General features: G+C 55.2%; 19 protein-coding genes and 1 tRNA gene. 15 read left to right on the top strand and 5 right to left on the bottom strand.

Features of this window, described 5'->3' with window-relative positions; translation table 11 throughout:
• The first annotated feature begins 105 nt into the window (after positions 1 to 105).
• Positions 106 to 576 (top strand): helix-turn-helix domain-containing protein, encoded by a 471-nt coding sequence (locus LQ945_RS22275; RefSeq protein WP_182821441.1) that lies wholly within the window; start codon positions 106 to 108, stop codon positions 574 to 576.
• On the opposite strand, the gene LQ945_RS22270 is transcribed toward LQ945_RS22275, so the two are convergent.
• The gene (locus LQ945_RS22270) at positions 560 to 1,483 is read right to left on the bottom strand and encodes a LysR family transcriptional regulator (protein WP_270101752.1); all 924 of its coding nucleotides are present in this window, start codon (positions 1,481 to 1,483) and stop codon (positions 560 to 562) included. The genes LQ945_RS22275 and LQ945_RS22270 overlap by 17 nt on opposite strands.
• A gap of 68 nt (positions 1,484 to 1,551) precedes the next feature.
• On the opposite strand from LQ945_RS22270, the gene LQ945_RS22265 reads away from it, so the two are divergent.
• The 8 genes from LQ945_RS22265 to LQ945_RS22230 all read left to right on the top strand — a co-directional run bounded on the left by LQ945_RS22265 (position 1,552) and on the right by LQ945_RS22230 (position 9,996).
• Positions 1,552 to 2,169: a LysE family transporter gene (locus LQ945_RS22265; protein WP_270101751.1), complete on the top strand. Its 618-nt coding sequence runs from the start codon at positions 1,552 to 1,554 to the stop codon at positions 2,167 to 2,169.
• A gap of 77 nt (positions 2,170 to 2,246) precedes the next feature.
• Positions 2,247 to 2,846, top strand: coding sequence for an NAD(P)H:quinone oxidoreductase (gene wrbA / locus LQ945_RS22260; RefSeq protein ID WP_269933868.1), 600 nt, complete (start codon positions 2,247 to 2,249; stop codon positions 2,844 to 2,846).
• A gap of 228 nt (positions 2,847 to 3,074) precedes the next feature.
• Positions 3,075 to 3,386: a hypothetical protein gene (locus LQ945_RS22255; protein ID WP_269933869.1), complete on the top strand. Its 312-nt coding sequence runs from the start codon at positions 3,075 to 3,077 to the stop codon at positions 3,384 to 3,386.
• Positions 3,387 to 3,525: 139 nt separating this feature from the next.
• Positions 3,526 to 4,986, top strand: a complete 1,461-nt coding sequence (locus LQ945_RS22250; protein ID WP_269933870.1) for a TrkH family potassium uptake protein — start codon at positions 3,526 to 3,528, stop codon at positions 4,984 to 4,986.
• Positions 4,987 to 5,151: 165 nt separating this feature from the next.
• Entirely contained in the window at positions 5,152 to 5,949 is a 798-nt protein-coding gene (locus LQ945_RS22245; protein ID WP_262240015.1) for a DNA/RNA non-specific endonuclease, read from the top strand.
• A gap of 409 nt (positions 5,950 to 6,358) precedes the next feature.
• Complete coding sequence (locus tag LQ945_RS22240) at positions 6,359 to 6,919, top strand: sorbitol dehydrogenase family protein (RefSeq protein ID WP_262240016.1); 561 nt, start codon at positions 6,359 to 6,361, stop codon at positions 6,917 to 6,919.
• Between the two features lie 15 nt (positions 6,920 to 6,934).
• Positions 6,935 to 8,590 (top strand): GMC family oxidoreductase, encoded by a 1,656-nt coding sequence (locus LQ945_RS22235; protein ID WP_270101750.1) that lies wholly within the window; start codon positions 6,935 to 6,937, stop codon positions 8,588 to 8,590.
• Complete coding sequence (locus LQ945_RS22230) at positions 8,587 to 9,996, top strand: c-type cytochrome (protein WP_270101749.1); 1,410 nt, start codon at positions 8,587 to 8,589, stop codon at positions 9,994 to 9,996. The genes LQ945_RS22235 and LQ945_RS22230 overlap by 4 nt, the downstream gene beginning before the upstream one ends.
• Positions 9,997 to 10,091: 95 nt before the next feature.
• Here LQ945_RS22230 and LQ945_RS22225 read toward each other — a convergent pair whose 3' ends face one another.
• On the bottom strand, positions 10,092 to 10,307 hold the full coding sequence (locus tag LQ945_RS22225; RefSeq protein WP_182821452.1) for a hypothetical protein: 216 nt from the start codon (positions 10,305 to 10,307) through the stop codon (positions 10,092 to 10,094).
• A gap of 476 nt (positions 10,308 to 10,783) precedes the next feature.
• Between LQ945_RS22225 and LQ945_RS22220 the strand changes: the two genes are divergently transcribed.
• Positions 10,784 to 12,778, top strand: coding sequence for a BCCT family transporter (locus LQ945_RS22220; RefSeq protein ID WP_270101748.1), 1,995 nt, complete (start codon positions 10,784 to 10,786; stop codon positions 12,776 to 12,778).
• 123 nt (positions 12,779 to 12,901) lie between these two features.
• On the opposite strand, the gene LQ945_RS22215 is transcribed toward LQ945_RS22220, so the two are convergent.
• Positions 12,902 to 12,989: transfer RNA gene (locus LQ945_RS22215), tRNA-Ser, on the bottom strand.
• Between the two features lie 229 nt (positions 12,990 to 13,218).
• On the opposite strand from LQ945_RS22215, the gene yccA reads away from it, so the two are divergent.
• Both yccA and tusE read left to right on the top strand, forming a co-directional pair.
• Positions 13,219 to 13,878, top strand: coding sequence for an FtsH protease modulator YccA (gene yccA, locus LQ945_RS22210; RefSeq protein WP_004942825.1), 660 nt, complete (start codon positions 13,219 to 13,221; stop codon positions 13,876 to 13,878).
• A 111-nt stretch (positions 13,879 to 13,989) separates the two neighbouring features.
• On the top strand, positions 13,990 to 14,319 hold the full coding sequence (gene tusE / locus LQ945_RS22205) for a sulfurtransferase TusE (RefSeq protein WP_020826184.1): 330 nt from the start codon (positions 13,990 to 13,992) through the stop codon (positions 14,317 to 14,319).
• Positions 14,320 to 14,323: 4 nt separating this feature from the next.
• Here the strand turns inward: tusE and yccX are convergent, their stop codons facing one another.
• Positions 14,324 to 14,602: an acylphosphatase gene (yccX, locus tag LQ945_RS22200; protein ID WP_020826183.1), complete on the bottom strand. Its 279-nt coding sequence runs from the start codon at positions 14,600 to 14,602 to the stop codon at positions 14,324 to 14,326.
• A 92-nt stretch (positions 14,603 to 14,694) separates the two neighbouring features.
• On the opposite strand from yccX, the gene rlmI reads away from it, so the two are divergent.
• Positions 14,695 to 15,885: a 23S rRNA (cytosine(1962)-C(5))-methyltransferase RlmI gene (gene rlmI, locus LQ945_RS22195; protein ID WP_270101747.1), complete on the top strand. Its 1,191-nt coding sequence runs from the start codon at positions 14,695 to 14,697 to the stop codon at positions 15,883 to 15,885.
• Between the two features lie 61 nt (positions 15,886 to 15,946).
• Positions 15,947 to 16,264: a heat shock protein HspQ gene (hspQ, locus tag LQ945_RS22190; RefSeq protein WP_020826181.1), complete on the top strand. Its 318-nt coding sequence runs from the start codon at positions 15,947 to 15,949 to the stop codon at positions 16,262 to 16,264.
• Positions 16,265 to 16,330: 66 nt separating this feature from the next.
• Here hspQ and LQ945_RS22185 read toward each other — a convergent pair whose 3' ends face one another.
• Positions 16,331 to 16,744, bottom strand: a complete 414-nt coding sequence (locus LQ945_RS22185; protein ID WP_270101746.1) for a CoA-binding protein — start codon at positions 16,742 to 16,744, stop codon at positions 16,331 to 16,333.
• A gap of 261 nt (positions 16,745 to 17,005) precedes the next feature.
• On the opposite strand from LQ945_RS22185, the gene LQ945_RS22180 reads away from it, so the two are divergent.
• Positions 17,006 to 17,677 carry a DUF2057 family protein gene (locus LQ945_RS22180; protein WP_041415293.1) on the top strand — a complete coding sequence of 224 codons (672 nt, stop codon included), beginning with the start codon at positions 17,006 to 17,008 and terminating at the stop codon, positions 17,675 to 17,677.
• Positions 17,678 to 17,767 lie beyond the last annotated feature (90 nt).

Below are 17,767 nucleotides of genomic sequence, written 5' to 3'. Positions count from 1 at the left end.
GGGTTGTCGCCTGCCTGTCGTACAGATGTCATACGCCTGTCGTGGCGGTCCGCGGCCTCAACTCCTACACTTGGCCTCAATGAAGGTTCATTTTTGGAGCGTGCAATGCAAACTTACCGCATCCGGCAATTACGGCTGGAAAAAGGCTGGTCTCAGGAACAATTGGCCAGCATTGCCGGGCTCAGCACCCGTACCGTTCAGCGCCTTGAAAATGGCGAGCAGGCCAGTCTGGAAACCCTGTCTGCGATAGCCGCGGCGCTGGAATTGCGGATCGGCGATCTTAACCAGCCGCCGCCACAGGAAAACAGCGACAGCAGCCAAGCCGAGCAGGCGATTCGCCGACAGGTGGAAGAAGAAGGCAGGCTACTGCGCATGATGGTGAGGTTCGCATTCATCGCGGTGCTGTTGTTCGCCATTAACTGGTTTACTCATCCGCAATATCTCTGGTCGCTGTGGGCCATGGCCGGTATGAGTATCGCAGTGATTATGCGCGCAACGCGCACCCTGCTGTTACGCGACTTCTTCAGCCGTTGGCAACGCCAGCGCCTGGAACAAAAGCTCAAGCGTCTGAACTGAGTTTCAGCCAGTCCGCCAGCCGGGCCAGCGCGCTGCCCGGCCTGATTTCTTGCGGTGTCAGCAGACAATAACCGCTGCCGTCCGACGTAAAACCAAAGGGGGCGCTCAGTAGCCCGCCGTCCACGTCATCCCGCACCTGCTGCCAGGGGCCGATAGCGACGCCTATCCCCGCCACCGCCGCCTGCAAACTGAAGTAAAAGTGATCGAAGCGCTGCTCTGGCCAGCCTTCCAGCGACACACTCTGCTGCTGAGCCCAATGCCGCCAGGCATCAGGCCGTGTGGCGGAGTGCAGCAGCACCGCATCGCGGCTCAGCTGCGGCTGACCAGCGTGGAAGGCGATAAAACGCGGCAGCATTTCAGGCTTGCATACCGGCCCGACTTGCTCGTTGAACAGCCACTGGCTGTGCAGTTTATCTCCCCAATCAAAATCGTTGCGCCGTAGGGCGGCGCTGATGCCGTCGTGGAAGGAAAATGGCCCACCGCCAGCGACCAACTGCAGATGGATGTCCGGGTGCGCCAACTGAAACGCAGGCAGACGGGGTATCAGCCAACGCATCAATAGCGTCGGCTCACAGGACAATACCAGCGGTGCATCCTGCGCCTGTTGCCGCAGCTTTTGCGCAGTCTGTTCCAGGATGCCGAATGCCTGTTGCGACGCCTGAAACAAAGTCCGCCCGGCGGGCGTCAGATATACCCGCCGATGACGGCGTTCAAACAACGCAATACCCAGCTCATCCTCCAGCGCCCTGACCGCACGGCTAACCGCCCCGTGCGTCAGGTTTAAACTGTTCGCCGCCTGGGTGAAACTTTCCAGCCTGGCCGCCGCTTCAAAACATCGCAATCCGCCCAATGACAGTGGCCGGTTTATTTTGCGTGAGTTTTTCTCACCGAAATCGTCAGTTTTCATCGTTTGTCACCGTCGGCCATTCCCTTTATAAATCAGCCACTCTCTTCTGATTCATTTACAGGATTACTATGACCGAACTCATCGCTGTCGTCACCATCACTTTACTTGCCGTCATTAGCCCAGGGCCTGATTTCGCCATGGTGTCGCGCAACAGCCTGTTGCTTTCCCGTCGTGCCGGTGTGGTGACCGCCTGCGGTATCGGCGCCGGAGTGCTGATCCACGTGAGCTACACCCTGATCGGCGTCGGCGTGCTGATCCAGCAATCGCTGTGGCTATTCACCCTGTTGAAGATGATTGGCGCTGCCTACCTGATTTACCTGGGTGTCAGCATGCTGCGTAATGCCGGTGCTCCCACGGTGTCTGCCGGCGCGGCCCCTACCGCCGCCAGCGATTTCGCCGCGCTGAAAACCGGCTTTTTAACCAATGCGCTGAACCCGAAAACCACCATTTTTGTCGTCAGCCTGTTTATGCAGGTGGTGAATCCGCAAACGTCGCTGGCGGTGCAAATCGGCTACGGCTTGTTTATCGCCCTGGCTCATATCCTGTGGTTCAGCGCCGTTGCACTGTTGTTTTCCGCGCCGGGCATCAATGCGCGACTGCTGCGCCTGCGCAAAGGCATAGACAAGGTATTCGGTGGCCTGCTGATTACCTTCGGTGCACTGCTGGCGATAGCCGGGATGAGATAAGGCCACAAGGCTAAGTTCCGCATTCACTCCTATGCTTAGGAAGCATCTTTTTCATCCACCACAGCGGAGAACGGAACATGGCGAAAATTCTGGTTCTGTATTACTCAATGTACGGACATATTGAAACCCTGGCGAACGCGGTAGCGGAAGGCGCACGCAAGGTCAGTGGCGTCGAAGTCACCCTGAAACGGGTCCCGGAAACCATCCCGGCTGAGGCCTTTGCCAAAGCCGGCGGCAAGCAAAATCAACAGGCTCCTGTCGCCAGCCCGCAGGAGCTGGCCGACTACGACGGCATCATCTTCGGTACCCCAACCCGCTTTGGCAACATGGCCGGCCAAATGCGTACCTTCCTCGATCAAACCGGCGGGCTCTGGGCTTCCGGCGCGCTGTACGGCAAAGTGGGCAGCGTCTTTTCCTCCACCGGCACCGGCGGCGGCCAGGAGCACACCATCAGCTCCACCTGGACCACGCTGGCGCACCACGGTTTTATTATTGTGCCTATCGGTTACGGCACGCCTGAACTGTTTGACGTTTCCCAGCCTCGCGGCGGCACGCCTTACGGCGCAACTACCCTCGCCGGTGGCGACGGTTCGCGCCAGCCCAGCGCGGAAGAACTGGCCATTGCCCGCTACCAGGGCGAACACGTGGCGAAAATCACCGCCAAGCTGAAAAGTTAGCCATCACCAGCCCGACGGGGCCGCGGATTCCTTCGGCCCCATCTTGTTGCCAACCCCCGGCAAGGTTAAAATGCCGCTCAGCCTGCCATTCACTACCTGAACGTCACGGTCGAAATTCGTTCTGCCCGCCAATCACCGGCCTGCGCCCTGATGACGGGCGTTCTGTTTTTGCGCATAGCGAAGGGAAATAAGTCAGTGTCTAAAGATTTTGATGAACTAATAAGAGACATGGATCTTATTATTGAAAATGTAGACAGTTTCAAGGCTATGGCCCCGCGCGCACCCGAGCCCCCCGCACTACCGCCTGCGGTTCATCACTACGATTCGTTCTGCGAGAATGTGGCGCTGAAAGTGGTGTTGAAGGTGCTGCTCTCGTCGGTGGATAAGATCGTCAAAGTGCAGATTGCCAATAAGGTCGAGCAGGAAATTGCTCAAATAGAACAGCAGGTGGTACGCGCCGGCGGTGGGCCGGTGTCCCCCGAGGATCTGGCGCAAATGACGCAATACGTGCGTCGCACCGTGAATACCCTGTTGGAATAATCGCCATTGCGATTAAAAAACGTGCCAACCCTTTCAGGCGATATAAATTTTTACGTTATTTTTATATCGCCTGCCTTATTCTTTCTGGCTTAAACAATAAATTGACTCATTGCCGTCAGGCAGCTCGAGCGCAAGTATTATGGTCAAGAATAAGCAGATATTGGTCGTTATTCATCTTTGCAGTTTTTTAGTTTTCCTTTACAGCCTGTCAATGATCCCGCCCCTGCTGGTAGCGCTGCTCTATAAAGAAAAAAGCGTTTTCTCCTTTTTCTATACCCTGGTGATTGCCGGATCGCTCGGCGGATTAGGCTGGTTCAGTACCCGTCAGGCCAAAGTGCAATTGCGCACTCAGGACGGCTTTCTGATTATCGTCATGTTCTGGCTGCTGTTTTCAATGATCAGCGCCCTGCCGCTGTGGCTGGATGACACGCTGAACGTCAGCCTGACGGACGCGATGTTCGAGGGCGTGTCCGGCATCACCACCACCGGCGCTTCGGTACTTAACGATGTCTCCGGCATACCTAAATCCTTTCTCTACTACCGTTCCCAACTCAACTTTATCGGCGGCCTCGGCGTCATAGTGTTAGCCGTGGCCGTGCTGCCGCTGCTGGGTATCGGCGGCGCCAAACTTTATCAGTCGGAAATGCCCGGACCATTCAAAGAGGAACGATTGACGCCACGGCTGGCCGATACTTCGAAAAACCTGTGGCTGATCTATCTCGGACTGGGGCTGGCCTGTACGGTCGCTTTCCGCATCGCGGGCATGCCGTGGTTCGATGCCCTTTGCCATGGGATTTCCACCGTATCGCTCGGGGGATTCTCCACCCGCAATGAGAGTCTCGGCTATTACGACAGCTCGGCGGTCGAAATGGTCGGCGGTATGTTCTCCATTCTGGCGGCGGTGAACTTCACCCTGTATTTCGTCGCCGTCGGCCGTCGCAGCCTGAAACCCCTGTATAAAAACCCGGAGCTGCGCTTCTTCCTGCTGGTGCTGTCAATTATCGTGGCGATTGTCTGCCTCGAGCTCTACCGCTCCGGTATGTACGGCGCCAAAGACTCCTTCGTGCACGGCTTCTTCCTCACCAGTTCGATGATGACCGACAACGGCCTGGCCACTGCCGACTACGCCAAAATGCCTTCTCACACCATTATGCTGCTGTTGGCAGCGAGCTTTTTCGGCGGCTGTGTGGGCTCGACCTGTGGCGGCATCAAGGCGCTGCGTTTTCTGATCATGTACAAACAGAGCCGGCATGAGATCAATCAGCTGGTTCATCCCAACGCCGTTTACACCATTAAAGTGGGCAATGCGCCGATTCACGATCGGGTATTGCGGTCGGTCTGGAGCTTTTTCTTTCTGTACGTTTTTTTCAGCTGCTTCTTCATCTGGCTGCTGAATCTGATGGGCTATGATCTGGTGACCTCTTTCGCCACCGTTGCCGCCTGCATCAATAACATGGGGTTAGGCTTCGGCGAAACCGCGGCGGGGTTTGGCACGCTCAGCGATGCGGCAAAATGGCTGATGTGCGCGGCGATGTTGCTAGGCCGCCTTGAGATCTACCCCATGCTGATATTGTGCTCGCGTGCCTTTTGGCGTTTTTAAGGCTTTGCTGCCCACCCGTTACCGGCTTTTTAAACCCGCTTTGCTGTGCCCACGCTGACACATTCGTAACGTGAATGTGTTGCATTGTTGTATTCGTTTCATTGCGATAAGTTACAAATACTGTAAATACATACAGTATCATTAAAACTTATTGAGGATATGAATATGCGATTTAACAAGATGTTAGCCCTGGCAGCCCTGCTGTTTACCGCCCAGGCCTCCGCCGAAGCATTGGAATCTATCGACAACTGCGCGGTCGGTTGTCCCACCGGCGGCAGCAGTAACGTGTCCATCGTTCGCCATGCTTACACGCTGAACAACAACAGCACCACCAAGTTCGCCAACTGGGTGGCCTATCACATCACCAAAGACACGCCGGCCAGCGGGAAAACGCGCAACTGGAAGACCGATCCGGCACTGAACCCGGCAGATACATTGGTACCGGCAGATTACACCGGTGCCAACGCGGCACTGAAGGTTGACCGCGGGCACCAGGCGCCGCTGGCCTCACTGGCAGGCGTCTCGGACTGGGAGTCGCTGAACTACCTTTCCAATATCACCCCGCAGATGGCCGATCTTAACCAGGGCTCTTGGGCACGGCTGGAAGATCAGGAACGCAAGCTGATTGACCGGGCGGACATCAGTTCGGTGTATACCGTGACCGGCCCGCTGTACGAACGCAATATGGGAAAATTGCCGGGCACTCAAAAAGCCCACACCATTCCCAGCGCTTACTGGAAGGTCATCTTTATCAATAACAGCCCGGAAGTGAACCACTATGCGGCGTTTCTGTTTGACCAAAACACCCCGAAAAATGCCGATTTCTGCCAGTATCGTGTCACGGTGAATGAAATCGAGAAACGCACCGGGCTGATTATCTGGGCTGGTCTGCCCGACGACGTACAGGCTTCGTTGAAAGCCAAGCCGGGCGTGCTGCCAGAGCTGATGGGTTGCAAGAGCTAAAATAATGACCAGGAACCCGCTACGGCGGGTTTTTATTGGTCAAAATAATGACAGCATCTGCAATTTAAATATAAACATTACTTATTAATACGCCCTGTTATACCCGCCCTGATAGCGTAAATAATGTTATTTACCCTCATTAATTATCTTCAAATACCCGCAACGATACCGTTCACGCCGCCGCTAAGCGGCCACAGCGTCGGCTTTTTTTATTCTTTCTGTGCTTTTTTATTCACGCGTCTGAGCAAGTTTATTGCCGAAAAGTTATCGGCAAGTTAATATCCCGCCAAATTATTAGATGCAGAACTGTAAGCAATGGATTTATCCCATTGTTGATTATTTTTTATCTCTCTTTACCCCTTCTCTTTTGCCTGCTTGGGCAATAACACCTGTTTTGTGAGAAAAACACATGGAAAATTTGTTATCAGACGATGGTGAGTTACCGATCAAAAATGGAACCGGTTTCAGTCGACGAGAAGTGCTGCTGGGGCTGGCCTCAACCCTGCTGGCGACGTCATTGCTCAGTTACCCTTTCCTCAGCCTGGCAGAACAACATACCGCGGCGACCAACCCGCTGCAGTTTGCCCGTTTCTTCAAGATATCCCAGACATTGAGCGAACATGAGGATATCGATCAGGGAATGTCAGCGCGTATTTTTACGGCCTTACATAATCAGAATGACCAGTTCACCACGCAGGTTGAGCAGCTTGGTGGGCTATTGCAGTCGGGCCAAAGCGCAAAACAGCTGCAACAACTGGCCATTCAGGCCGGCTTGCAGCCCCTGGTGACCGCCATTATCACCGCATGGTATACCGGCACCGTCGGCCACGGCCAAACGGCTGAACTGATTGCCTATAAAGACGCGTTGATGTATCGCCCCGCCAGCGACGCGCTGATCGTTCCCACCTACTGCGGCAATGGCCCGTTGTGGTGGACCGCGCCCCCTCCAGCGGTCAACGCTTCCCTGTGATCTGAGAGTCTTCTGATGAAAAAACCTGAATTTACTGCCGATGGCAACGCCTCGGCCGATATCGTGATCGTGGGCTCCGGCATTGTTGGCGGCATGATGGCCGATCAATTAGTCAGCCAGGGTTATTCTGTGCTGGTGCTGGAAGCAGGTCTGCGTATTGAACGCGCCCAGGCCGTAGAAAACTGGCGCAATATGCCTTTTGATAATCGCGCCGGCTCCGATTACCAAGGGTTGTACCCGCAATCCGAGTTCGCCACCGCTCCCCTCTATTTTCCTGAAAACAACTATGTCGCCCTGAGCGGCCCGAGCGCAGGGAGCTTCAAACAAGGGTATCTGCGTACCGTCGGCGGCACCACCTGGCACTGGGCTGCGTCTTGCTGGCGCCACCTGCCCAGCGATTTCCAAATGAAAACCCTGTACGGCGTTGGCCGCGACTGGCCGATATCCTATGATGAACTCGAGCCTTACTATTGCCGGGCCGAAGAGGAAATTGGCGTGGCGGGCCCCAACGATCCGCAGCAGCAGTCGCCGGTTGAACGCAGCAAACCCTACCCGATGGATATGGTGCCCTGGGCGCATGGCGATATTCGTTTTGCCGAAGTGGTTAACCCGCACGGCTACCGTTCAGTCCCGATCCCACAGGGGCGCAGTATTCATCCGTGGAAGGGCCGTCCAACCTGCTGCGGCAACAACAACTGCCAGCCGATTTGCCCCATCGGCGCCATGTACAACGGCATTCATCATGTTGAACGCGCTGAAATGAAAGGTGCGGTGGTACTGGCGGAAGCGGTGGTCTACAAGATTGATACCGATGAGCAGAATCGGGTCACTGCGGTGCATTGGCTCGACAGCAAGAAGCAGTCTCACCAGGCGACGGCCAAGGCTTTCGCACTGGCCTGTAACGGCATAGAAACGCCGCGCCTGCTGCTGATGGCGGCTAATGAGCGCAACCCGAACGGCATCGCCAACGCTTCCGACCAGGTTGGCCGCAACATGATGGACCACTCCGGTTTTCACTGTACTTTCCTGGCAAAAGAGCCGCTGTGGCTGGGACGTGGCCCGGCGCAGAGCAGCTGTCTGGTCGGCCCGCGTGACGGTGAGTTCCGCAAAGACTACTCGGCCAACAAGATGATCCTCAATAACATCAACCGGGTCGTGCCTGCCACCCAAAAGGCGCTGGAACAAGGCTTGGTCGGTAAAGAATTGGATGCCGAAATACGCCGCCGCGCCGCCTACGGCGTCGATTTGTCCATCAGTCTGGAACCGTTACCAGACCCAAATAACCGCCTGACGCTGAGTGAAACCCGCAAGGATGCCCACGGCTTGCCCTGCCCGGACATCCATTACGATGTCGGCGATTACGTACGCAAAGGCGCAGAGGCCGCACATAAGCAATTGGAACATATCGGCCAGCTGTTCGACGCCGAAGAGTTCAACATCACCACCAGTCTGAATGCCAATAACCACATCATGGGCGGCACTATCATGGGCGATAACCCCGCAGACTCGGTGGTCGATGGCAACTGCCGCACCCATGACCATGCCAACCTTTGGTTGCCGGGCGGCGGCGCAATTCCTTCCGCCAGCGTGGTGAACAGCACCTTGACCATGGCGGCACTGGGGATCAAGGCCGCCGATGACATTGCGCGGGCACTGGCGGTGAAACCATGAAAAAGCAGGCGAAACTGACGCTATTGTCCCTGCTGTTGCTCGGCGGCAGCGCCGTGCAAGCGGCGGATAACGAAGAATTAAACGGTGCGGTGTTGATTAAAAAAGGCGAGCAGGTTGCTATCGCCTCAGACTGCCAGGCCTGCCATACCAAACCCGGAGGCGGCACCCCGTTTGCCGGCGGCTATGGCATCAGTTCCCCCATGGGGGTGATTTACGCAACCAACATCACCCCATCAAACGCTGACGGCATTGGCAGTTATAGCGAAGAGCAGTTTGCTCGTGCCGTCAGGGACGGGATCCGTGCCGATGGCACCCACCTCTACCCCGCTATGCCCTATACCTCATATACCCGATTGAGCGATGCGGACATCAAGGCGCTGTATGCCTACTTTATGCACGGCGTGAAGCCGGTCGATCAGAAAAATACGCTGACCGATCTGCCCTTCCCGTTCAACCTGCGCTTTAGCATGGCCGCCTGGAATCTGCTGTTCCTCAAAGACGGCCGTTTTGCACCTGATGCGACCAAAAGCGAGCAATGGAACCGGGGGGCTTATCTGGTTAACGGGCCTGGGCACTGCGACACTTGCCACACCCCGCGCAACCTGCTGATGGCTGAGGACGGCAGCCAGTCGCTGGCTGGCGGGATGGTTGGCAGCTGGTACGCTCCCAATATCACTTCAGACCCGATCAGCGGTATCGGCGGCTGGAGCGAACAGCAACTGGCGCAGTATTTGAAAACCGGCCGGGTGGTCGGCAAAAATCAGGCGGCGGGCGGCATGGCGGAAGCCATCGAAAACAGCCTGCAATATTTTTCCGATGACGATCTGGCGGCTATTGCCGTTTACCTGAAAAGCACCACGCCGATCAGAGACGCCAAGGATAGCCAGGCGGCCGACAGCTACGGTAAACCATTGAACGTTGAGCCTCAGCTGCGCGGGTTGCAGCCTGCCAATGCCAACAACACCGTTACCGACGGCGCGGCCTTGTTCAGCGGCAACTGCGCCAGTTGCCACCAGCCGGACGGCAGCGGCAGTAAAAACCAGGCTTACCCTTCGCTGTTCAATAATACCGCCACCGGTTCAAGCAACCCGGCCAACCTGATTTCGGCCATACTGTTCGGCGTAGAGCGAAAGGTGGGCGATCAGCACGTGCTGATGCCGAACTTTGGCCCGCTGTCGTACGTCAATCCGTTGAACGACCAGCAGATCGCCGCTATCAGCAATTACGTGCTGCAGCAGTACGGCAATCCCGCGGTTAAGGTTAGCGCTGCGGACGTGACCGTATTGCGCCTGGGTGGCCCGGTGCCGCTGCTGGCGATGCTGCAGCCTTATATGGCCCCGGCAATCGGCATTGCGGTGGTGGCGTTGATCTTGATGGCATGGCTGTTGGGGAGAAAACGGCGCTGAATTGATGTCTGCAGGCTGGGGAGCTATCCCCGGCTTGCAGACATTGCCGCATTCCCACAGGGATAGTTCGCAGATCGATTCTGAAAAGAACGGGGTTATTGCGTTTGATTTTCCACACGGGTAATGCCGTGTTTCTTCATCACTTCTTCCATGGTCAGATTTTCATCATCCGGCGTTTCGTCAATCACAACATCCTGCGGGCGGACATAAGGTTTGGTTGCGCGTTTGAACATCCACCACCAAACGAACACCAGAAAGGCACCGGACTTCAGAAAGATCATGGTCCATAACGCTATTTGATACCAGCTCATCTTTATCTCCATGAAAGCGTTAAACGCGAGCGAATGGACCTATTTTAACCCTTGGCTTGATCGGATCAATAGTAAACGGCAGATCCCTCCGGGTTCAGGCCACTGTTATAGGGATTTCTATCATGATCTGCTCTACCTGCCGCTAAAACCCCCTTCAACCATCTCAGAAACCCTGCCCACAGCCTGATCGTGTTTTTGCCCGCATTTTGTCATAGTGAAAACCATGCAGGATCCTTTTCACCGGTTTTCCCTGCAAAAAGAGTGAATTACCCTTTCTCGGCGCAATGTTTTTATATAGCTAAAACGTCTAACCAAACCACTTAAAACAGCCTTTTTGACCATAAAAATGTAAATTGCCCCGATTTTTCTATATACTCGCGGAGTTTAATTTCTTGGGCAGCCTGTTTGCCCCTCTTTTTATGGAGTTGTTTTAACGGACTATCCCATTCCCTAACGGACTAGCAAGAAGGTATTCTATGAGCCAAAACGACACTGAAATTGTGGCACGTCGTAGCCATATCAATCCTCCGGTATTTTTTATATCTGCCGCTTTAATCATCGTCCTGGTGGCCTTCGCCGCCTTCTATCCTGAGTTAGCCGATCGTAAGTTCAAGACGCTGCAACAGGGTATTTTCACTAACGCCAGCTGGTTTTACATTCTGGCGGTCGCCCTGATCCTGCTGAGCGTGACCTATCTGGGTTTATCGCGTTACGGCAATATCAAGCTCGGGCCGGATCACGCCCAGCCGGACTTCAGCTATGTTTCCTGGTTTGCCATGCTGTTTTCCGCCGGTATGGGCATTGGTCTGATGTTCTTTGGCGTCGCCGAACCGGTGATGCACTATCTTTCTCCCCCGACCGGGACACCGGAAACAGTGGAAGCGGCTAAACAGGCCATGCGCCTAACCTTCTTCCACTGGGGCCTGCATGCCTGGGCGATTTATGCCATCGTGGCGCTGATCCTGGCATTCTTCAGCTATCGCCATGGCCTGCCCTTGACGCTGCGTTCCGCGCTTTATCCGATTATCGGCGATCGCATATACGGGCCGATTGGTCATGCGGTGGATATTTTTGCGGTTATAGGTACCGTGTTTGGCGTCGCGACTTCACTGGGTTACGGCGTGTTGCAGGTTAACGCCGGCCTCAACCACCTGTTCGGTTTGCCGATCAATGCAACGGTGCAGGTGGTGCTGATCGTGGTGATCACCGGGCTGGCGACGCTGTCGGTGGTGTCCGGGTTAGATAAGGGCATCCGCATTCTGTCCGAACTGAACCTCGGCCTGGCGGTGCTGCTGCTGGTCCTGGTGGGTACGCTCGGCCCAACCGTCCTGTTGCTGAAATCCTTTGTGGAAAATACCGGCGGCTATCTTTCCGATATCGTCAATAAAACCTTTAACCTGTATGCCTACGAGCCCAAATCCAGCAACTGGCTGGGGGGCTGGACACTGCTGTATTGGGGTTGGTGGCTATCCTGGTCGCCGTTCGTCGGCATGTTTATCGCCCGCGTTTCACGCGGACGCACCATTCGTGAGTTCGTTACCGGCGTGTTGTTCGTTCCGGCGGGCTTTACGCTGCTGTGGATGACCGTTTTCGGCAACAGCGCCATTAATTTGATCATGAACGAAGGGGCGCGCGATCTGGCCAATACGGTGCAAAACGACGTAGCCCTGGCGTTGTTCAACTTCCTGGAGCACTTCCCATTCTCTAATATTCTGTCGTTTATCGCCATGGCGATGGTCGTGGTGTTCTTCGTCACGTCGGCAGACTCCGGGGCGATGGTAGTTGATACGCTGGCTTCGGGCGGTTCGGATCAAACACCCATATGGCAGCGGATATTCTGGGCGTCCCTGATGGGGCTGGTGGCGATTGCGTTGTTGATTGCCGGCGGTTTAAGCGCATTGCAAACCGTGACCATCGCCAGCGCCCTGCCGTTCTCGATGATCCTGCTGGTGTCGATCTACGGGCTATTAAAGGCCTTGCGGATCGACGCCCACAAACGCGACAGCCAGACGACGACCACCATTGCACCGACCGCCGCACGCAACCCGATCTCATGGCAACGGCGTTTGCGCAATATTGCCTATTTCCCGAAGCGTTCTCAGGTAAAGCGCTTTGTCGGTGAAGTGGTCCAACCGGCGATGACGCTGGTGGAAGCCGAATTGGCCAAGCAAAACACCACCTCCTCGATTGACGATACCCAGGACGATCGGATCCGTTTCGAAGTCGATTTAGGGGAAGATCTGAACTTTGTCTATGAAGTGCGGCTGCGCGCTTACATTCAACCGGCCTTTGCTCTGGCGGGGTTGAAAGATGAGGAACGCGACGAGGAACATAAATACTATCGCGGTGAGGTACACCTGAAGGAAGGGGGCCAGGATTACGATGTGATGGGCTGGACGCAAGAACAGATCATTCACGATATTCTCGACCAGTACGAGAAACACCTGCACTTCCTGCATTTGGTTCGTTAGCGGTTGCTTTGCCAGACAAACCGTCCCAGCCGGGGCGGTTTTTTTATCGGTTCACGGCGGCGACTGCCGTGTTTCAAAGCCAACAAAAAACCCCGCGCTCAGAGAGCACGGGGTCATAATTTATGGCGGAGGAGCAGAGATTCGAACTCTGGAACGGTTTCCCGTCGACGGTTTTCAAGACCGTTGCCTTCAGCCACTCGGCCACCCCTCCGCAACGAGGCGAACTATAAACAGAGCTGATCCGCTTGTAAAGCCCAAGGCCGTTCAACCGAACGAAAAACCAGCACCTGACGCGTGAGCGTTGAAGAAACCGCCAACTCCGGCTCAAGGTTGCAGCAATGATAACTAAGGGTAAAGATTGGTAAACAAACTTTAATCAAACGCTTACGCTGCCTATCATCGTCACTAATTTTGTGATGACCTGACTAAGAGAGATCATTATGGACCGTATTGTCGTCTCATCCTCCTCGCGCGACTCATTGCTGAGTACGCATAAGGTTTTGCGTAACACCTATTTTCTGCTTTCACTGACGCTGGCTTTCTCGGCGCTCACCGCAACCGCCAGCACCATGCTGGGGCTACCGGCGCCGGGCCTGCTGCTGATGCTGGTCGGTTTCTACGGGCTGATGTTCCTGACCCACAAGCTGGCTAACAGCCCTGCCGGCATCCTGGCGGCCTTCGCACTGACCGGTTTTATGGGTTATGCCCTGGGCCCCATCCTCAGTTCATTTATTAATACCGGAGCCGGCGACCTGATCATGCTGGCGCTGGGAGGCACCGCGGTGGTGTTCTTCTGCTGTTCAGCCTACGTGCTGACCACCCGCAAGGATATGTCGTTCCTGTCCGGTATGATGATGGCAGGGTTTGTGGTGCTGCTGGTGGCGGTTATCGCCAATCTGTTCCTGCAGATCCCTGCCCTGCACCTGGCGATTAGCGCACTGTTTATCCTGTTCTCCGCCGGTGCCATCCTGTGGGAAACCAGCAACATTATTCACGGCGGCGAGACTAACTACATCCGCGCCACCGTCAGCCTGTACGTCTCGTTGTACAACATGTTCATCAGCCTGTTGAGCATTCTGGGCTTCGCGCGCAGCAACTGACTCGGCGTCTAAGTGATACCCAAAGCCCCGCTCCGGCGGGGCTTTATTTTTTGCGGCGGTAAAAGTTTGCTAAACTGACGGCCGTTCTGAATTACCCGTTACCGAGGCAGTATGTTGGAGTATCAAGGTCAGGTTATTGAAACTGACGCACAGGGTTACCTGAAAAACAGCGCCGACTGGCACGAGGCCCTGGCGCCGCTGCTGGCCGAGCAGGAAGAAATCACGCTAACCGAGGCGCATTGGGAAGTGGTGCGCTTCGTGCGCGGCTTTTACCTGGAATTTAATACTTCACCGGCGATCCGCATGTTGGTCAAAGCCATGGCCCAGAAGTACGGCGAAGAGAAAGGCAACAGCCGCTACCTCTATCGGCTGTTCCCCAAAGGCCCGGCCAAGCAGGCAACGAAAATTGCCGGTCTGCCGAAACCGGTAAAATGCATCTGAGACGCTAATAGCGAATGCTGAAGCCTTGATAATCTGCCGTACCGCGCGGTTCCACCAGCACGCGATCGACACGTGCGCTACGCGGGCCGCCGCTCTTCAGCCATTCCACCAGCTTATCCACCTGCGGTTGTTCGCCGCAGGCCACCACCTCGACGCTGCCGTCATCAAGATTGCGCGCATATCCGCTTAACCCCAACGCCGTCGCCTGATGCTGGGTGTTGTAGCGAAACCCTACCCCTTGCACCACGCCATAGACATACGCAGCAATGCAAACTTGTGTCATAATCGGCCCCTTATCGAATTTCGTTTATGGCATTTTCTGTGCGTTCGCACGGCAATGTCACTCTTTTTACCTAGCTGGCAGCATTCTTAATTATGACCGTACGCCTGTTTCTCGCCAAAGGACGTGAAAAGTCCTTACTCCGTCGCCACCCATGGGTCTTCTCCGGTGCCGTTCAACGTATTGAAGGTAAAGCCCTGTCCGGCGAAACCATCGATATTCACGACGCCCAGGGCAAATGGCTGGCGCGCGGCGCCTACTCGCCTGAGTCGCAAATCCGTGCCCGTGTCTGGACTTTCCAGCAGGATGAAGACGTTAACATCGAATTCTTCATCCGCCGTTTACAGCAGGCGCAAAGCTGGCGTGATTGGGTAGCGAAGCGCGATGGGTTGGACGGTTACCGTCTGATCGCCGGTGAGTCCGACGGCATGCCGGGCATCACTATCGATCGCTTCCAGAATTTCCTGGTGTTGCAATTGCTGTCTGCCGGCGCCGAGTATCAGCGTGCTGCGCTGATTACCGCCTTGCAGCATTGTTACCCGGAATGCGCCATCTACGATCGTTCAGACGTCGCGGTGCGTAAAAAAGAAGGCTTGCCGTTGGCGCAAGGGCCGGTACTGGGTGATCTGCCCCCTGCTCTGTTGCCGATCACCGAACATGGCATGAAGCTGCTGGTGGACATTCAGCAGGGCCACAAGACCGGTTTTTACCTCGACCAACGCGACAGCCGCCTGGCTGCCCGCAACTATTCCGCCGGCCGCCGCGTGCTTAACTGCTTCTCTTATACCGGCGCATTCGCGGTATCTGCATTGATGGGCGGTTGTTCCCAGGTGATCAGCGTAGATACGTCGCAGGCAGCGTTGGATATCGCCAAACAAAACGTTGAACTTAACGGGCTGGATCTAAGCAAAGCCGAGTTTGTGCGCGATGACTTGTTCCAACTGCTACGCACCTACCGTACGCAGGGTGAAAAATTCGATCTGATCATTATGGATCCGCCAAAGTTCGTCGAGAATAAAAACCAACTGGCCAGCGCCTGCCGGGGTTACAAAGATATCAACATGTTGGCACTGCAGTTGCTGAACCCGGGCGGTATTTTGCTGAGCTTCTCCTGCTCCGGACTGATGCCAACCGACTTGTTCCAGAAAATTTTGGCCGATGCCGCTGTAGATGCCGGGCGTGATGTACAATTTATAGAGCAGTATCGTCAGGCTGCCGATCACCCGGTTATCGCGACTTATCCAGAAGGGCTGTATTTGAAAGGGTTTGCGTGTCGGGTGATGTAACTTGAAATACGCTGCTTTGCCCTCATATAGAGAACAAGGCACTGTTTCTCAGGAGGTCATCATGATTGCCAGCAAATTCGGTATCGGACAACAGGTTCGGCATAAGCTGCTGGGGTACTTGGGGGTGGTGATTGATATCGACCCTGAATACTCTATGGAACAGCCTAAAGCCGATGAAATAGCGGCGAATACCGATCTGCGTTTCGCCCCTTGGTACCACGTGGTGATGGAAGACGAAGAAGGCCAACCGGTGCATACCTATCTGGCGGAAGCACAGCTGGATGGCGAAGCCCAGGACGCCCACCCTGAACAACCTTCACTGGACGAGTTGGCGGAATCTATCCGTCACCAGCTCCAAGCCCCGCGCCTGCGCAACTGATTCGCCAGGCCTGAGAAACACCCAATAAGGGCCTGGCATTTGTCAGGCCTTTTCTTTTACCGGCTTTTAGCGCTCCAGACCCAGACGAGGGATCTCGATTTTGGGGCAACGATCCATCACCACCTTCAATCCTGCCTCACGTGCCAACGCCTCGGCCTGCTCATTGATAACGCCAATTTGCAGCCATAACGCCTTGGCGCCAATCGCAATCGCCTCTTGCGCTACGCCATACGCCGCCTCTGAATTACGGAATACATCAACCATGTCCACCGGATGCGGAATGTCTTTCAGCGTGGCATAGGCCTGCTGGCCAAGCAGTGTTTGCCCGGACAGCTTGGGGCTGACCGGCGTTACCTGATATCCCTGAGACAGCAAATACGCCATCACACCATAGCTCGGCCGCGCCGGATTATCGCTGGCACCCACCAGCGCAATGGTTTTCACCTGCTTGAGCAGGTCGGCAATCTCGTGGTCTTGCATGTTCGGCTCCCAATCATCAACGGGGGATTTCCCTGTTCCCAGTGTACTCTATCGGCTTTAAATCGACTAAACGCAGCCACGTGGAAACTCCCGGCCACTTTTGCGGTCTGATGCTGTCACTGCCAGCATATTCGGCCTGAATAAATGTCCAAATGAAAATAAATATGTACATTTGTAAACCAAACCGTAATGCTGAAAAATTTTGACACAGTCTATGGCGTGTTCAACACTAATAGCGATGCCACTTATAAGGAGATAACCATGAAATTTGGTCTGATGGTTGCGGGGCTGCTCAGCATCAGTATCAGCATGCCTGCCGTGGCTACGACCCTGAAACTCTCCCCGGACATCGATCTGCTGGTGGTCGACGGCAAGAAAATGACAGGAGCGTTGTTAAAAGGTGCCGACAGCCTGGAGCTGGATGGCGGGCAACATCAGTTGCTGTTTAAAGTGGCGAAGTCTGTACGCTCAGGGCAGCACGAGCAAACTGCCTATACCTCCCCACCGCTTATCGCGACCTTCAGTACGCAGAATGTCAGCTCCGTTGCCATTGAGCTGCCGCGTATTGAAAATGTACGGGATGGCCAAAGATTCGATAAAACGCTCAACTATCAAGTGATTGATAAGAACGGTAACGCGCTGGCGATGAAACACGACGTGCTGCACGCCGACGGTGCCACGCTCAGCGTCGATTTGGAAAAAGTCATGGCGGACTACAACAGTCAAAACCGCCCGGCCTCGGTGCCGGCTTTCACCCAGGTGCGTGCGGCCACGCCTTCCTCTCCCCTCGCCAGTGCCGCTTTAAACTCCCCCACGGTAACTTTAAAGGGTGAAAACGTTTCCGAACAGATGCTGCAATACTGGTTCCAGCAGGCGGACAAAGAGACGCAGAAGCGTTTCCTCCATTGGGCGAATAAACAGCCCGTGCGTTAAGATTGCCGGCGCCTTTATTTAAAGGCGCGCTTTCTTCGCATTTTCAGGTGTAAACGCTAGGCAGTGAAAAACAGTTTCAGTAATCTGTCG

This window comes from Serratia liquefaciens (assembly GCF_027594825.1).
In the GTDB taxonomy this organism is placed as follows: Bacteria; Pseudomonadota; Gammaproteobacteria; order Enterobacterales; family Enterobacteriaceae; genus Serratia; species Serratia liquefaciens_A.
The sequence above is the reverse complement of the archived record's forward strand: the minus strand, read 5'-3'. Positions and strand labels throughout refer to the sequence as shown.

Bases quoted from the DNA above. Each gene is read 5' to 3' on its own strand.
- LQ945_RS22275 (WP_182821441.1), top strand. From the start codon at position 106: ATGCAAACTTACCGCATCCGGCAATTACGGCTGGAAAAAGGCTGGTCT.
- LQ945_RS22270 (WP_270101752.1), bottom strand. From the start codon at position 1,483: ATGAAAACTGACGATTTCGGTGAGAAAAACTCACGCAAAATAAACCGG.
- LQ945_RS22265 (WP_270101751.1), top strand. From the start codon at position 1,552: ATGACCGAACTCATCGCTGTCGTCACCATCACTTTACTTGCCGTCATT.
- wrbA (WP_269933868.1), top strand. From the start codon at position 2,247: ATGGCGAAAATTCTGGTTCTGTATTACTCAATGTACGGACATATTGAA.
- LQ945_RS22255 (WP_269933869.1), top strand. From the start codon at position 3,075: ATGGATCTTATTATTGAAAATGTAGACAGTTTCAAGGCTATGGCCCCG.
- LQ945_RS22250 (WP_269933870.1), top strand. From the start codon at position 3,526: ATGGTCAAGAATAAGCAGATATTGGTCGTTATTCATCTTTGCAGTTTT.
- LQ945_RS22245 (WP_262240015.1), top strand. From the start codon at position 5,152: ATGCGATTTAACAAGATGTTAGCCCTGGCAGCCCTGCTGTTTACCGCC.
- LQ945_RS22240 (WP_262240016.1), top strand. From the start codon at position 6,359: ATGGAAAATTTGTTATCAGACGATGGTGAGTTACCGATCAAAAATGGA.
- LQ945_RS22235 (WP_270101750.1), top strand. From the start codon at position 6,935: ATGAAAAAACCTGAATTTACTGCCGATGGCAACGCCTCGGCCGATATC.
- LQ945_RS22230 (WP_270101749.1), top strand. From the start codon at position 8,587: ATGAAAAAGCAGGCGAAACTGACGCTATTGTCCCTGCTGTTGCTCGGC.
- LQ945_RS22225 (WP_182821452.1), bottom strand. From the start codon at position 10,307: ATGAGCTGGTATCAAATAGCGTTATGGACCATGATCTTTCTGAAGTCC.
- LQ945_RS22220 (WP_270101748.1), top strand. From the start codon at position 10,784: ATGAGCCAAAACGACACTGAAATTGTGGCACGTCGTAGCCATATCAAT.
- yccA (WP_004942825.1), top strand. From the start codon at position 13,219: ATGGACCGTATTGTCGTCTCATCCTCCTCGCGCGACTCATTGCTGAGT.
- tusE (WP_020826184.1), top strand. From the start codon at position 13,990: ATGTTGGAGTATCAAGGTCAGGTTATTGAAACTGACGCACAGGGTTAC.
- yccX (WP_020826183.1), bottom strand. From the start codon at position 14,602: ATGACACAAGTTTGCATTGCTGCGTATGTCTATGGCGTGGTGCAAGGG.
- rlmI (WP_270101747.1), top strand. From the start codon at position 14,695: ATGACCGTACGCCTGTTTCTCGCCAAAGGACGTGAAAAGTCCTTACTC.
- hspQ (WP_020826181.1), top strand. From the start codon at position 15,947: ATGATTGCCAGCAAATTCGGTATCGGACAACAGGTTCGGCATAAGCTG.
- LQ945_RS22185 (WP_270101746.1), bottom strand. From the start codon at position 16,744: ATGCAAGACCACGAGATTGCCGACCTGCTCAAGCAGGTGAAAACCATT.
- LQ945_RS22180 (WP_041415293.1), top strand. From the start codon at position 17,006: ATGAAATTTGGTCTGATGGTTGCGGGGCTGCTCAGCATCAGTATCAGC.